Source organism: Paenibacillus sp. FSL M8-0228, assembly GCF_038007385.1.
GTDB lineage: Bacteria > Bacillota > Bacilli > Paenibacillales > Paenibacillaceae > Paenibacillus > Paenibacillus polymyxa_D.
Genome location: NZ_JBBOXA010000001.1, coordinates 5,601,948 through 5,616,480, shown reverse-complemented (window position 1 = coordinate 5,616,480; position 14,533 = coordinate 5,601,948). Strand labels below are relative to the sequence as shown.

At 45.2% G+C, this 14,533-nt stretch carries 10 protein-coding genes and 1 pseudogene; 4 read left to right on the top strand and 7 right to left on the bottom strand.

Going from position 1 to position 14,533, the window contains the following annotated elements; translation table 11 throughout:
- Nucleotides 1-755: 755 nt before the first annotated feature.
- The 5 genes from MKY98_RS25410 to MKY98_RS25390 form a co-directional block, all read right to left on the bottom strand.
- On the bottom strand, nt 756-1,478 hold the full coding sequence (locus MKY98_RS25410; RefSeq protein WP_029518741.1) for a hypothetical protein: 723 nt from the start codon (nt 1,476-1,478) through the stop codon (nt 756-758).
- Nucleotides 1,479-1,548: 70 nt separating this feature from the next.
- Nucleotides 1,549-1,728, bottom strand: a complete 180-nt coding sequence (locus MKY98_RS25405; protein ID WP_029518740.1) for a hypothetical protein — start codon at nt 1,726-1,728, stop codon at nt 1,549-1,551.
- A 1,056-nt stretch (nt 1,729-2,784) separates the two neighbouring features.
- Nucleotides 2,785-3,708, bottom strand: a complete 924-nt coding sequence (locus MKY98_RS25400; protein WP_029518738.1) for a S8 family peptidase — start codon at nt 3,706-3,708, stop codon at nt 2,785-2,787.
- A gap of 471 nt (nt 3,709-4,179) precedes the next feature.
- Nucleotides 4,180-6,351 carry an alpha-glucuronidase family glycosyl hydrolase gene (locus tag MKY98_RS25395; protein ID WP_069012239.1) on the bottom strand — a complete coding sequence of 724 codons (2,172 nt, stop codon included), beginning with the start codon at nt 6,349-6,351 and terminating at the stop codon, nt 4,180-4,182.
- Between the two features lie 35 nt (nt 6,352-6,386).
- Nucleotides 6,387-8,585 (bottom strand): glycoside hydrolase family 52 protein, encoded by a 2,199-nt coding sequence (locus tag MKY98_RS25390; protein WP_069012238.1) that lies wholly within the window; start codon nt 8,583-8,585, stop codon nt 6,387-6,389.
- A gap of 166 nt (nt 8,586-8,751) precedes the next feature.
- On the opposite strand from MKY98_RS25390, the gene MKY98_RS25385 reads away from it, so the two are divergent.
- Together MKY98_RS25385 and MKY98_RS27140 are read left to right on the top strand one after the other, a co-directional pair.
- The gene (locus MKY98_RS25385; RefSeq protein WP_069012237.1) at nt 8,752-9,696 is read left to right on the top strand and encodes a helix-turn-helix domain-containing protein; all 945 of its coding nucleotides are present in this window, start codon (nt 8,752-8,754) and stop codon (nt 9,694-9,696) included.
- Nucleotides 9,697-9,839: 143 nt separating this feature from the next.
- Nucleotides 9,840-9,950: pseudogene (locus tag MKY98_RS27140) on the top strand (SDR family oxidoreductase); the annotation flags it as partial.
- Nucleotides 9,951-10,094: 144 nt separating this feature from the next.
- Here MKY98_RS27140 and MKY98_RS25380 read toward each other — a convergent pair.
- The gene (locus MKY98_RS25380; RefSeq protein WP_245231597.1) at nt 10,095-11,282 is read right to left on the bottom strand and encodes an MFS transporter; all 1,188 of its coding nucleotides are present in this window, start codon (nt 11,280-11,282) and stop codon (nt 10,095-10,097) included.
- Between the two features lie 147 nt (nt 11,283-11,429).
- Here MKY98_RS25380 and MKY98_RS25375 point away from each other — a divergent pair, with 147 nt between their 5' ends.
- Complete coding sequence (locus MKY98_RS25375; RefSeq protein WP_023990936.1) at nt 11,430-11,873, top strand: Lrp/AsnC family transcriptional regulator; 444 nt, start codon at nt 11,430-11,432, stop codon at nt 11,871-11,873.
- On the opposite strand, the gene MKY98_RS25370 is transcribed toward MKY98_RS25375, so the two are convergent.
- A complete protein-coding gene (locus MKY98_RS25370) occupies nt 11,859-13,040 on the bottom strand; it encodes a serine hydrolase domain-containing protein (protein WP_069012236.1) in 1,182 nt (393 codons plus the stop codon). The genes MKY98_RS25375 and MKY98_RS25370 overlap by 15 nt on opposite strands.
- Nucleotides 13,041-13,865: 825 nt before the next feature.
- On the opposite strand from MKY98_RS25370, the gene MKY98_RS25365 reads away from it, so the two are divergent.
- The gene (locus MKY98_RS25365; RefSeq protein WP_176715750.1) at nt 13,866-14,078 is read left to right on the top strand and encodes a hypothetical protein; all 213 of its coding nucleotides are present in this window, start codon (nt 13,866-13,868) and stop codon (nt 14,076-14,078) included.
- Nucleotides 14,079-14,533: the final 455 nt, after the last annotated feature.

Sequence of the window (14,533 nt, the reverse complement as noted above, 5' to 3'; positions counted from 1 at the left end):
CGTTCGTGAGTGATTTTCCAGTCCAGACATTTTCGGGGAGGTGGTTGATGAGGAAGAACATGCTCCAGCACTTTTATCGCGGTTTACAGACGCATCTTCAGTTTGATGAAGGTAGCTAAACAGTTTTTGCTTTCCCCACGACTGGGTTTACCGAATCCAGTTCCAGAACGAAAGGCTCCCAAGAGGATACTTCTTTGACGCGCTCTTGAATTGACTTCCTACCGCAAACTTCCCACGTTTCTCTGCCGGTGGTTTCCGTTTAGACACGGGGAATGGAGAACACAATCAAACTTAGTTGAGGTGTGTCCAATGAGTAAAAAAGTTAGTTTTTAAGTCCTCCGACTGATAATTGTTCAAGGTAAAGAAAAACGGATTGTTCAAGTAGCGAGAGAACAGGGAGTCTCGCGACAAGCTGTAAGGAAATCTTTTTAAAAAATTGCAAAGATCAGCTGAGGCTCAAAATAAATAGTAAGGAAAGGTACCTGCTCTTATTCTGCTTAAGGCTACATGTTCCTAATCAGTACAAACATATTTATCATAAGGCGTCTTAATATTATCGTTTTCAAATAGTAGAGGCCTATAGAACAGTTTCTTGTTCTGCTTCTTCTGAAAAAGAAATTACCCTTTCTATATGGAAATATCCCCTTCAAGTTTACTCTTTCCTCATGTGACATAAGGTTTTTTTGAGTGTCTACTTGAAAGGGATAGTACTATATTAAGAAGTGGAGATATTTATACATTTTAAGTATTATCTATTAGCATCCTTCGAAATAAATGATAATGGCATTAGCTATAATATAATATTGAGTTCTATATCTGCGAGCGCAGTTCTCGAGAATCCCATCGCACTCGCAGTTACCTTCGCCGAAATTTGCCCAGCAACGATCGTGTGCTACGCAACATTCATCTAATTCGTTAATGGGGGCGCCCCCACCTCTAGCCATATTGTATCCACAGTTTTTACCACAATGCTGATAACCACCAGGAGCACAAAACTCCGTAGGATCCCAAGCAGTAGTAATTTTATTGTTAGTTTCTCCGGGGGTGTATGTCTCGTCATGAAAAGGTGGAGTTTCCACCTCTACGTCTAGATCAACTCCATCATAAGGTGAATTAGTGACGTGAGTTCTTCCTTTTTTCACATCTAATTGTTTCAATTCGTTCCCCTCTAAAATATCTACACCAAGGGAGTAAGTAACTTCTGTACTGTCAATTTCATTATAACCAAAGGCATGAAATACAAGTTTCTTATCTTCACTAATGAAATAAATCATTTTTCCTACATTTAATTTTTTGTTTGTTGTATATAAGTCACTCACAAAAGTAGCTTTGATTTTTAGGTTTTCAAGAGAAAATTTCGAATACTCTGTATCAATTAATTTTGAAATTTTCTTATAATCAGGGCTATTTGTAAGCTCAGTTAAAAAATCGGTTGTTTCGATTATTGTCATAGGTCGACCATTAATTATATTCATCATAACTATATACACTCCTCTAAAATTGAAATATAAAGGCGGATAACGCACAAATCTTATCAAAAGCTAATCATTAAGGTGAACAGCCACATGAATAAAAGACCGGATTGTTCTTAAATACACCGCGATATGTTGCTGGGCAGTCAGGTCCGAAGCCACAGCATTTAGGCAGTTGGTAACAGCCAATTTCCGCTTGAATCTGCACTTGCTCTTGCTGGGAAGCATTTGTCTGAGTAGTTTTCTTCTCATTCATAATTTAATTTCTCCTTTCGATTTAATTTGTTACAACTATAAAAGTGAGTTATGTACTAGATATAACAACCCAATATTTATAAGTTTATCGTTTTCCTCCCCCTTTTATTAAAGCTGCATACATGAAATGCCCATATTGATGTTAGACTAAAAAGTGGACACCGAGAGACGAGAAGCGAGAATAAAACCAAATTCATTCGAGGTGCCAAAAGAGCAGTGAGCGAAAGAAGCGAAGAAGTCAGGTCGAGCAGAAAATTAGGCAGCTGTTCCTTCAATCTAGGATCGTGAAGAATACCAAGCGACAACGAATTCCAAATATCAGATACCCGTCCATGAAAAACACCTGAACCAGCAGTTTTCTGCTCAAACGCCAAGGGAAGTATGGATGAAGAATGGTTTTACCTGCCCAGCGTCATGGATCCTGTATACCCGACAGGTTGTGGGCTTCCAAATGGGATCTTGATGACAAAGGAACCGGTCCTTTCAGCATTGGAGCGTGCTTACCAGGCTCACCGTCCTGCCAGTGAAGTTCTGCACCATTCGGATCGGACAGTCAGTATGCGGCTCAGGAACACCAGAAAAAGCTTGTGGATTACGGCATGAAAGGCAGCATGAGCCGAAAAAGGAATTGTTATGACAATGTCTGCGTTGAATCGTTTCACAGCATTTTGAAAGAGGAACTCGTGTATTTGGAGCATTTCAAAACTAGAGAGGAATATATAAGTTTTACTTGGAGTTCTACTGCTTGAGGGAGGGAGTTCCTAATAAGTAATGACGCTTTTTCTTGGAAGCCACTAGTGTTCTAACGTCTTACGTCCGGAGTGTATAACTTGAACTTAAAACATGCCTAGAGGCTTTTGAAAATCGAGTAATTACAGACTTAGAGTAGTTGTGAGAAACATACTTTCATAAGACCATTTTACAGAAATTTTGCGGTGATGAGAGCAACTCATGAACTGATTCTTTTGTATGATTGTAATTATAGCTATATTTCGTACTATCAGGTCATGAGTCGTTTTTTTTTAGCAAGGCGATAAGTTTTTAATTTTAGATCAACTTATCCAAAGCTCTTTAACAAATTCAGCATTCCGTTTCCTTCTATAGCTGGATTTCCAAAGAGCAGCGAACTGCTTTTAATTAATTGAGCATAAATTTCTGGTTCAGTAAGATCCCTTTTGAATAGGATTCTGCCTTCTTCGATGATCAATGCTAATGCACCAGCAACGAAAGGGACTGCCATAGATGTACCACTAAAAGAGGCATATTTATTATTAAGGAATGTGGAATATATGTCTTCACCCGGAGCGACAATGTCAAGTTGCTCGTTTTTGTTAGAAAATTTTGAAATTAATTTTGTTGCTCCGATAGACCCAACTTCTATCACTTCATTGTAAGCACCGGGATATCTATATTCCCGATCACTCTCCCCGTTTCCATCATTTCCGGAAGCAGCGACTATAGACAAGCCGTGTTCCACTGCATAGCGGATAGCATCATGCAGAAGAGGATTGTCCTTTATGGTACCCAAAGACATTGCCATAATGTTAACTCTTTCTCCGTTGGGCCCTCTCCATAATATTGCGTAGTAAATAGCCTCAATTAAATTATTAATATCTCCATCTCCGTCATTGGTTAACGTTTTTAAAATGAGAATGCTGGCTCGTGGGGCAACTCCGATGTTAACTTTTTTATTGTTAGCTGCAATAATTCCTGCAACATGAGTCCCATGTCCATTGCCATCCTGATAGTTATGCGGATCATTGTCATAGTTTGAAGTGAAATTTCTCCCACCAATGATGTTGTTTTGTAGATCTTCGTGCTTCATATCTATTCCGGTATCCAACACAGCAATGACAACATTAGATCCAAAAATATTCCGCTTCCAAAACTGTTCAGCATGAATTATTTCTAAACCCTTGTTTTCTTTGTTTGTAGCAGTTTTAATATTATAGTTTGGTAATCCTATCGATTGTATTTTCACTCTATCTCACATCCATTCTCTTTTGTTAATTAAGAAAGTGTCAGTGATATTAAAAAATACAACTAAAGTTTTAAAATTAAAAGTCGGTCATTCAAGGAACGTGTAACAGAAGCTCTGACATTGAGGCATGCATTACATTCACCCCCAGAACACATGTGCTCATTGATAAAACTCAAAGTCAAATAGTCGATGTCCCGTAAGGGTAACTGCTATGATAATGCTCAATGGATACAAAAAAAGATGACTCCTGATGAAAGCCATCTTTTTGAAATCTGAAGAGTCTTGGTAAAAAACCAGTCGCCCATATATGAGATTCAGTTCAGGTAAAACACGGCCTATTTCCAACAGCTAATCACTTTTTATCTGATACTTCTAAATCGGATGCTGCCAAGGAGTGGGGATGTTATCAGTATCTTTAAGTTATCATTGTTCTATAAAATTTTAATTTCCATGGAAGCCGAGACAGCCTGCTTAATAAATAGGGCGATCCTTCTGGTCGGCAATGCCGCTTTTACGGTAGAAATACGTATTGATCCGATCCCGCCATTCTTTGGCATGCTCAGCCTGATGCTCCAGCCGCTCCAACACCTGTTCATACATGGTATCATTCAGCTGCCCTCGTAGACTAACCCATGTGTCTCGAAGATGGGCCGCACGTTCTGCACCTTCAAAATGGGTATCATAAATGTGCTGTATGATAGTTTGGCCGGAATGGAGCAAGTGTGTATAAGGAACATGGTGAAAGAATAAGAGCAGCTCATCCGGACAGGTGTCCGTAGATTCATAGATATCGGCATGGGGAGCAAAATATTGTCCTGCATAGCCGGTCCCGGTTGCGGTCGTGCGATCTACTCCAATCCCTCGGCAATCAGCAAAATGGTAGGTTCCCCACTTGGAATATTCGTACCCGTCTACATCCGGCCCATAGTGGTGATCGGGACTGACCATCCAGCCGACCCCCAGAGGGGCGGTGTAGGATTCGTAGATATTCCATGAATCGAGCAGCATCTGCTTAATGGTAGAAATTAAATCTGTGTCGCCTTCGCTATTCCCTTGTCTGCCAAACGTCAGCCGAACCCACTCATCAGCGATTTCCTCCGCAGACAGCTCCGGGTCCCATGCCAGTCGACCATAGCCATAAAGATTGGACTGGGCGAGCAAATGTCCGGTCCAATTGGTGTCTGCACCAATATTGGATACAGCGGCTATTCCATAGTTGGTAGGTTTGGGAGAATGCAGGGCGCCACTCACAATACGCTTGATGGTGGAGCCTTTTCCTTGGGCGTAAGTATCAAAATCCAATACTTCCTTCCATTGCGGAACAAGGTAACATAGATGCTTCTGTTGGCCGGTGTACTCTTGCGCAATCTGAAATTCCAGTAGCACCTGAGTGGCTTCCAGCCCACCGAACAGGGGGGAGACAGGCTCCCGCACCTGAAAATCCAGGGGACCATTTTTGATCTGTAAAATGACATTTTCCCGAAACAGCCCATCCAGTGGTTTAAAATGGTCAAAGGCTGCGCGAGCTCGATCCGTCTTGCGATCGCGCCAGTCCTGCTTGCAATTGTAGACAAAGCAGCGCCAAATCACACGTCCGCCATAGGGCTGCAACGCATCTGCCAGCATATTGGCTCCATCGGCGTGATGGCGCCCGTAGCTGAACGGTCCGGGCCGATTTTCGGAATCGGCTTTGACCACAAAACCACCCAGATCAGGAACGGCGGCGTAAACTTCCTGGGCTTTGGTCTGCCACCATTCAGCTACAGCTGGTTCCAAGGGATCGGCTGTAGTTAACCCGCCGAGCTGAATAGGACTGGCATAGTTAATGCTCAAGTAGATCTGTATGCCATAGGCGCGGAATACCGCAGCTACTTTGGCCACATCCGGTAGGAATTTATCTGTAATCAGCTCGGTTTCTACCTGATGGACATTCACATTGTTAATGGATAGCGCTTGAATGCCTACAGAAGCGAGTAGACGGGCATAGTCTCGCAGGCGCTCCATATTTGCAGTAAAGGCATTATTGTCGTAGAAAATGGACCCACCCGCATACCCGCGTTCAATACTACCATCCATGTTATCCCAGTGGTTGATCATACGGATGGGATTAGCTGGATTAGACAATAGGTCTAGAAGGGGAGCGTGCAATGATTCCTCGGCGGCGGGTTTCAGTTTGCCGTCTAATCCTCCTTGAAGGTAGCGCAGCAGATGAAAGACTCCATACAATACGCCTTTGGAGGTCTGCCCCGCGACTATAACGTACGGTCCTTTGAACTCATCGTTACTGTGCAAAGCTGAATATGCCGGATCTGGCATCTCTAGCCCGCGAATTCGGTAGCCTTCCGCGCCCACTTCTGCCTGTTCCGTCGCACTGAATCGTTCTGCGACCAAAGGATGCGTTGGGAACGTACCCAGCGCAATGAATGGCGCATTTACAGGAACGGTACTGATTTTCGGCTGCTGTCCAAACATGGAGGTCAATCCGTGCTGAAGCTCACTCGCAGCCGATTGAAGCACTTCATCTGTCTCATGGACCACGATGACCCTGCACCAGGCGGGCAGCTTTTGTACCTTACTATTGCGGCTGTAATGCAGCCAAGCCGCATAGCCGCTTTCTTTTGGCATATCCATAAGCTTGCTCATATTGGAGCCTCCTTTTGGGCAGGTGAAGATGATCCTCAGACATGCTGTTTCTGATCCTGACTCATATGCTCTGGGAGAGTCAGACGGTTGCCGTTGCCTTCATACAGCCACAAAATAGCGGTAACTCCGCGCGGATAATATTTACTGCCGTGGGCAATGCCGGAGAGTATCTGATCGCTCCAGCACCAATAGGATTCTTCAGGGTGAAGGAGCCATGAGACGTGGGCAGCGTCTGCGGCCTGCCCAGCTTCTTCCCAAGGCAGCTCTAGCAGCTCGCGGGCAATAAACTGTGACAGATAGATTTTGCTCAGCCAGGAGTTGTTACTGGTCGAGGACAGCTTCCAGCCTCCGTCTTCAAACAGACAAACTCCCGGTACCAGTACAGTTTCCAAATGGCGCCGCAATGCTTGGATATATCCACTGAACCGTCCATCAGGCTTAAGCGCATCCTCACATCCTGTAAAGTAAGGGAAGATCAGCCCCTCAATGGCAGGAATAATCTGCGAGTCATTGCCTTCTTTAATAACTGCAGGAATATAGCCCTTGTCTGTCATATGTGCTGTGATTGCTGCTGCGCATTTGTCCGCCTGTAAGCCAGCCTCCTGTGAGAGGGAGTTAAGCCCTTTTGAGGCAAATATCTTTTCCAGTGCAACATATACCGCCCAGCATTTGCTGCCCAGATAAATGTTGTTGCGGGACTGACCCAGAGATACGTCCAGACTGTCGTAGGTCGTAATTTCCGCGCCGCCCCGGGTTCTAGAGCTGTCCAAGCCCATCAAGCCGTTTCGTTGTGCCGGGTCGGGGTGATCCCGTCGTAGCATGCTTTCGAAGCAGTCACACAAAACAGGTAGCATACGTGTCGTAAATGACTGATCCTGTGTCTGCTCGATATATACCGTGGCGCAGCAAAGCCAGTTCACCAGTTCCTCGTGGCTCATGTAAGAGAAGCAGTCGTCAATCCCTGCCAGCTCATAACAGGAGTATCCCTGCCGGGAGAACACGTTGGCTACGCCCATATCATGGGTAAACGTGATACCACCGGGATAGGTCTGTTCCTCTCCCGGAAAGCGTACCTCATCCCGATAGCTGTACCTTTGGACAAACCACTCCAGCTCGTTGCGTACCGTCCATGGATTCAAAATCAATTCATAATAAAGCTGATCCGCCGTCAGATCGAGGGTATTCATCATCCGATACTCGCCTTCGTTCACAATCCAGATCGGTTCTCCGTCCGCTTGGTGACTCAGCAGTTGAGTACTGCCGTAGTAGCTGTGGATCGCCTGAGCGAGCATAAATTTCTGGTCCGGGCTCAGGTCTGCCGACTCCATCCAGCGATTAGCCTGAACACAGGCTGCAGTCAGGTCTGTAAAATGCTTCAACGCATAGTTTCCCACGTCCTCAATATCCTTGAACAGCTGGGTATAGTAATACGACGCTTCGATGCCTGTTGTCACAATGCCGCCGCGATAGAAGCATATGGCGAAGGCATATGTGCGCTTCTCACCTGCGGGAACGTCCATCAGGAGCGCACCCGTCGTGCCCAGGCCAAAGGATAAATTCTCGGCCATGTTCTCCCCAAGCAGCTTCTCCATTGCAAATCCGCTGGCAGGTACTGCTTCGCTGCTGTTGGTCACAATGGCTGTACTGCGCCCTTGGCCGATGCCTGTGAGTCTTTCCTCCAATGGGGTAGAATCCGTAGTGTCCCTGCGCGGATCTTCTCCTATAATGCGTATGCCGCTATACGGATCACTGCCCTGATAGCCGAAAAAAGCTCTTCGCGCTGCAGTCCCCTGCGTGTTATCGACGGTTAGCTCGGCGAATACCGCCGGAACCAACGCTGCTCGCAGTTCATCCATACCTGCAATTCCCGGCTCGGGTACCGGGCGAACAGGAGAGTACAGCCGGAACGTCAAATCGCCGGCCTGCCATGTATCCGTTCCTACTTTTAGCTCACGGGTAATGTCGGAATCAGCAAAGGCCATAAGCTGCGGTTCCGTTCGTTTACCCTTTTTCTCCACGTCGTAGCGGGCACTTTCATCCTGTGTGGATGCAAAGAAGGGAAGCGCCTCGTATGATTCGCCATCTCTGGATTGCAGCCCGATATATACATTTTCGTCGGCAGGCTTGCCCAGCTCCAAACCAAGTCCGCCGCGATTACCCTTAAACCCAAGTGTAAAGCTGGAAAAAGAACCGATAGGTGCATGCTGTGTGTTATAAAATATATTTTTCGACATATAATGAAACCCCTTTCATGATAAAGTTCAACTTTGATTAACTTCACTTAGAGCCTAGCATGTCATGTGGTGGGGAACCATTGTCAAATCGCTCAACTATTTATCCAAATCGCGCTGAAAGCGATATACTGGAGTATATCCATGTAAGTAAGCCAGGAGGGAAAACATGTCGTCACCACGTTTACCGAAGCGTCCCCATCATCCGGACCTTACAGCTGCCGGAGAGGAATTCTTTTTTCCCGATGTGCGGACCACAGTCAATCTATTTGCCATTCATACACGAAGTGTGGGAAGAGACTGGAGCTATCCGCCACACGAGCATCCTCAATATGAAATTAACATCGTGCTTGCGGGAGAACAGATCATGGTTGTGGATGGTCGTAGCTATACCCAGCGACAGGGTGATCTGGTGCTGCTGCGCCCGGGGATTGTTCACTCCAGTCATAGTAACGGAAAGGGATTTACGTATTTTTGCATGCATTTCGACATTGATGATAAGCTGTTTCTCTCGCTGCTGAGTCGTCTGGAACAGGTGCTGTTTCCAGCTGAAGGCACAGTGGCAGGGCAGATGGGACCAGCGCTGGGCAAGTTGCTCGATCTTTCAACGCCGGAAGACATAGGAGTAGGTAGTGATTCGGTGGCAAAGCGAATGCGGATTCAATCTGCTGTGTTTGAACTGTTCGCAACGTTGTGGGAGGCTGTATCCAGCGAAGCCGCTCATCTGCCGGGGCGTGGATATGTGCAGGCAGAGCTTGCCCATCAGATTGCCAGTCGTCTTCAGGGCAGAGTGAATCAGCCCTATGGGCAGGCTGGCTCGGTGGAAAAACAGGATGGGATCGAGGGGATTTCATCCGAGCTAGGTATTAGCGTATCCCATTGTAATCGTGTATTCCGTAGTGTTTTCGGCGTTTCTCCCCGTGTATATCTATCCGGGCTTGTGCTGCATGAGGCCAAGTTGCTGTTGGCTGATCCGCAATGGTCGGTGCAACAAATTGCCGATATGCTCGGCTATGGGGATATTGCGCATTTTAGCAGACAGTTCAAGCGCTGGTCGGGCCAATCGCCGACATCCTATCGCAAAAGCTCGGTGCAGGAAAGCCCATCTGAATAAAAATAAGTATTCCTTTAAAATAGTTATGATATGATCCCCATAGAGTAGCTGAGAATAATACGAATTTACATAATCAACATGCTTAATAATCAAATAGAGGAAGAGGTTCAGGCGTTTTTTGAAAAAGTCGGAGCATTCGACCATCTGTTTACCACCGGGGTGGGTATAATGAGGGAATCGCACATGCTGTGTTGTATCTGATGACGAACAAGTTTACCACCGGAAGCGTGCTGTTCCCAGATGGCGGTTATACGTTGATTCAATTCGCAACGAAGTGCAGATTTCATTCTGATCCAATCCGAAAGGCAGGAATAAATCATTAAACAAAAACCGGTTCAACCCCATACAAAGTATTGACCGGTTTTTTATGATAACAGGCTTGGCCCTCTTGCAACTCTTTAGTTTTGCACATCTAACCTTTTATATTTTCGAAAAATACGTGGATAAATTACTTTAGTCCCGATACATACCATCGCCAGCATGGCGAACAGTAAACCGCTCCACAGCGTTCCTTGGATGCCCGCTCTGGCAATAAACCATCCCCCTGCCAGCGAGCCCAGCGAAACCCCTAGGTTAATAAACGAGATATAAAGACTGTTGGCAAACGCGGGAGCTTCTTTGGCCTCATCAATCACCCAAATCTGGGCGACAATCAGTCCGCTGGTATGAACGGCCCCCCACACGATAGTGATGAAGAGCGTAGGGATGAATGAAGAACTGATCCCGTACAACAGCAAATAGGTGCTCCCCAAGGCTACGGGATGAAAAAGAGCGGTGCGAACCTTATGCAAGCCCATGAGCTTGCCAGCCAATAGATTGCCGAGCATTCCGCCGATGCCGAAAATAATAAGCAGAAAACTGATAACATTGCTGCTCATCCCTGTATTTTGCCCCAAATATTCGGCAGAATAGCTATACACCGAGAACATGGCTGCAAAAATAAAAGTAGCCGCCCCGATATTGAGCCACAGCGATAGTTTACGCAAAATGCCAAGCTGCTTCCGATAGGAGAACTTTTCGGCTTGTGGTGTATCCGGCAGCATAAGCAAAATACCGATCCCTGCAATCCCATTCGCTACCGCAGTAAACCAGAAGGAGGCCTCGTATGAAATTTGATTGGCGATATAGGCCGTAATCGGAATACCGAGCACCATTCCCATGCTCGTGCCGAGAAAGGCTTTGGCAGAAGCTTGCGTTGCTTTTTCCGGAGGATACAACGCAGTGGCGGCGACAAAGGCAAGCGAGAAATACACCGGGTGAAACAGAGCCGGAATGATACGTAAAATCACTAGTAGATAAAAGTTGGATGTATAGGCTGACAGCAAGCTTGTTACGGCAAAAACAAACAACGACATTGTCATGATTCGCTTGCGGTTAAACCTGGACATCAATAGCACCATGAAGGGACCGAACAGCGCGATGATCAATGCAAATGAACTGACAAGAAACCCAGCCTGAGCTGCCGTAATATGAAAACGTTCAATGATGACCGGCAAAATACCAACCACACCGAACTCAATCGTGTATACACCGAATAGGCCAAGCGCAATGAAAAGCAGGGGCTTACTATATTTCATTAGTTTCATTCCCTCTCCATGTCCTCCTACTTTACGTCCTTGATTTTGCATGCTAATATTCCATTAAATCATAAAATAATAAGGAGATATTCGAGATAATACATAATAATAATTGTGTTTTTGCAATATTACCTTCGACTTAAGGAGATGGATTTGATGGATCAAGTGGATCATAAAATTTTGTTGTGTCTACAAAACCAGGCGCGTATCTCCATGACCGAGCTGGGAAAGGAGGTTGGTCTTTCCCAGCCTGCCGTAACAGAAAGAGTGCGGCGCATGGAGGATAAGGGTATTATCACCGGGTACCGTGCCATAGTTTCACATGAGAAAGTTGGAAAACCGATCATGGCTCACGTGCTCGTGCACACGAATCAATGCAATTCATTTGTTGAGTTTTGCCAATCTGCACCTGAAGTCATTGAATGCCATAGAATCAGCGGCGAGCAAAATTACTTACTGAAAGTCATGGTTGAGTCTATGCTCAAGTTGGAGCAGTTCGGGGATGAGTGTGGAAAGCACGGGCACTCTACCACGTTAATTGTCCTGTCCTCGCCTGTAGACCATAAACATGTAACCCCTACTTTATTAGACCCTATTTGAGCTACCGTAAATGGCTTGGCAAAGCTCGGTTGTAAACGGACCTGACATCCCTTCAAATGCTGTATTGGTAAAGGCGACCACACTGAGTCTTAGTGCAGGATCAACGAACCACGAATGACCATAAGCTCCTCCGAGACGCCACGTTCCGGGTGATTCTGCTGTTTCGCTTTCATCGGGATTTTGGAGTACGGTGAATCCTAATCCAAACCCCCGCCCCGGCCAGCCTGCCAAGGGAAGGTTCCCGGTCTGGATGGTGCCCATTTCGCGGACCCATTCCTCTGAAAGTAACGGATTGCCGCCGTTTCGCAGTGTTTCCAGCAGTCGCATGAAATCTTTTGCGCTGCCAATCATACCAGACCCACCAGAGTGGAAAGCCGTGGGATCAAAGGCTCGTGCAGGCTGAAAACGAAGTCCTGCGGTGCCTTCAAAAACCTGCGCAACCTCAAGCTCACGCATCCGCCGGGGTTCTGATATATCGTTGACATAGGGAGCTGCAAGCCGTCCGGCATCTGCGACCGCGAAACTGGTGTCGTGCATACCGAGAGGTTCGGTAACGAGCTTTTTAACAGCTGCATCAAGGGTTGTGCCACATACACGGCTAATGATAGCGCCGAGCACATCAGTAGCAATCGAATATCCCCATGCTTTACCCGGTGTATATAACAGAGGCACAGAAGCCAAACGTTGCAAGTTCTCTTCCAGCGTAAGATTTGAAAAATCCATACCATCTGATACGCCTGCACGATGATAGGGACCGCCGCCTTCTTCCTCTAAAAAGCCATAGGTCAACCCGGCAGTATGTGTCAGCAATTGGCGTACTGTAATAGAGGGCTGCTCACCGTTGATTAATCGGGGGCGAAAGTCGGGCAACCAGCGTTCAATAGATTCATCGAGCTTAATCAATCCTTGGGCTGCCAAAACCAAAGCCGCAGTAGATACAATCGGTTTGGATACAGAAGAAAGCCGAAATAAAGCATCCTCATGCATAGGACGTTGTTCTTCTCGATCAGCCAGCCCCGCCGCTCGGACATACACGGGCGAACCATCCATATATATCATGACGACTGTGCCGATCAGACGCTTTTCGGCAAGGGTTTGATCTATAACTGCACTTACACGTCCGTCCAGACCAGCTTGTATCGCAAAAACTCTATTATCCAAACTCATAAATATCTCATCCTCTCTATGATCCAGCGGTTACCGCTTGATGGAACTTAGTTTACAGGATGGGAAGAAGACATTACATAAGGTAACAAAGGAATTCAGTGAGTATTTTCGTTAAAATAAAATTATATTAAAGGCATGACCTTGGATTTAAATGAATGGGACTTTACAAGAAGTTATGCTGCGTTTTACAGCATCTTTTTAAGTTGAGATACACGCTATTGTGATACGCCAAGCCATTTTGCATAGTCATATTATCTGGCATTGGGATGTTGTCGGATGAGTTTCTTTAGAATTTCGAGTAATTTTTCAGCCGGCTGATTCTTTCTTTTGAGGGGTGTAAATCTCTGAAATACGTCAGGTTTTCAACTGCGTCACACAGCTTACAGGAGACACCCGTATACCTCCTTAAAGCCATAAATAATTCCTCATTCACAAAAAAATCTATCGAATCCCCGCTATTTATATTCATTTTCAATCGCATTTCTCAAGAAACAACGATCCGACCCAAAGTATCCAATGAACGCGTCATACCTGTGCTTTTCATGATCTACCTCCTTTTTCGTTCTTACCGTCAAGATCTGATAACTGCACTTCCTTCTTCGGATGGTCACTAAAGCAACAAAGTAGACCACTTTTTGTTTATATTGCTTGTTCTGGTTTGCTACGCGTAGCTGTATACGATGCCAAGGGAGAACATGTGAAAGCACTTTAACTTCTCCGTGCTAACACTGATTTAAGCCGGGTAAAGGAGCAAGACTCAGATACCCTTCATTGGATAGTTTGTTTCAACATTGGACGAAAATTGATACGTATGTGAATAGACTTATGTTTGGAGATGTTAGCGTCCTGCCTGGCTATGTAGAGTATATAGAAGGTAAAGAAGGAATTTTTGCTGAACTCTTAAACGTCATAGAAGCTGCCAATCGTTACTATATAGATGTAGATTATGTTTTAGAACGTTTTGAACCTCAAATTGCAACCTATCAGGAACCATCATCAGATGATACGTATACACAGCAAGTTTTAACTGAAACGTAAGTACAGTTTTACTATAAGCTGGCTAAGTACATGGTTTTACCTTTTTACGGAAAATAATTTTCTGATTACACTGGCTTTACTTTTTAAAGCCCGAACTATTCTCCCAACATGCTTCAAATTTATGGGATGATCGGTGATTTATAATTTAAGCTTCTGAGTTATTACCGCGCGCCAGCTTAAATGTTGGTCTTTTTTTATTTCACTTTGCCGAGTCTTGAATGCAAAAATAATAGATTCATATTTACTCATTCCATCCTAAAATAAGATTCATTAGGAGGGAGTTTGAAGACGTACGAAATGTTACATGTAACGGAACCAATTATGCCATATCGTCTATAAAATGCCTTAAACGAAATAAAAATATACTTGGAACTGTAAGTGAGTATGATGAATTGTTAGGTGAAGTTAGACAGAGTCTCTGTGAATTATGGTGGAGCGAAACTCTTTAAAATACT

What these genes read in the sequence shown, in the direction of transcription:
- MKY98_RS25375 (WP_023990936.1), top strand. Translation starts at nt 11,430, where the DNA reads ATGGATCAAGTGGATCATAAAATTTTGTTGTGTCTACAAAACCAGGCG.
- MKY98_RS25370 (WP_069012236.1), bottom strand. Translation starts at nt 13,040, where the DNA reads ATGAGTTTGGATAATAGAGTTTTTGCGATACAAGCTGGTCTGGACGGA.
- MKY98_RS25385 (WP_069012237.1), top strand. Translation starts at nt 8,752, where the DNA reads ATGTCGTCACCACGTTTACCGAAGCGTCCCCATCATCCGGACCTTACA.
- MKY98_RS25405 (WP_029518740.1), bottom strand. Translation starts at nt 1,728, where the DNA reads ATGAATGAGAAGAAAACTACTCAGACAAATGCTTCCCAGCAAGAGCAA.
- MKY98_RS25410 (WP_029518741.1), bottom strand. Translation starts at nt 1,478, where the DNA reads ATGATGAATATAATTAATGGTCGACCTATGACAATAATCGAAACAACC.
- MKY98_RS25365 (WP_176715750.1), top strand. Translation starts at nt 13,866, where the DNA reads ATGTTTGGAGATGTTAGCGTCCTGCCTGGCTATGTAGAGTATATAGAA.
- MKY98_RS25380 (WP_245231597.1), bottom strand. Translation starts at nt 11,282, where the DNA reads ATGAAACTAATGAAATATAGTAAGCCCCTGCTTTTCATTGCGCTTGGC.
- MKY98_RS25390 (WP_069012238.1), bottom strand. Translation starts at nt 8,585, where the DNA reads ATGTCGAAAAATATATTTTATAACACACAGCATGCACCTATCGGTTCT.
- MKY98_RS25395 (WP_069012239.1), bottom strand. Translation starts at nt 6,351, where the DNA reads ATGAGCAAGCTTATGGATATGCCAAAAGAAAGCGGCTATGCGGCTTGG.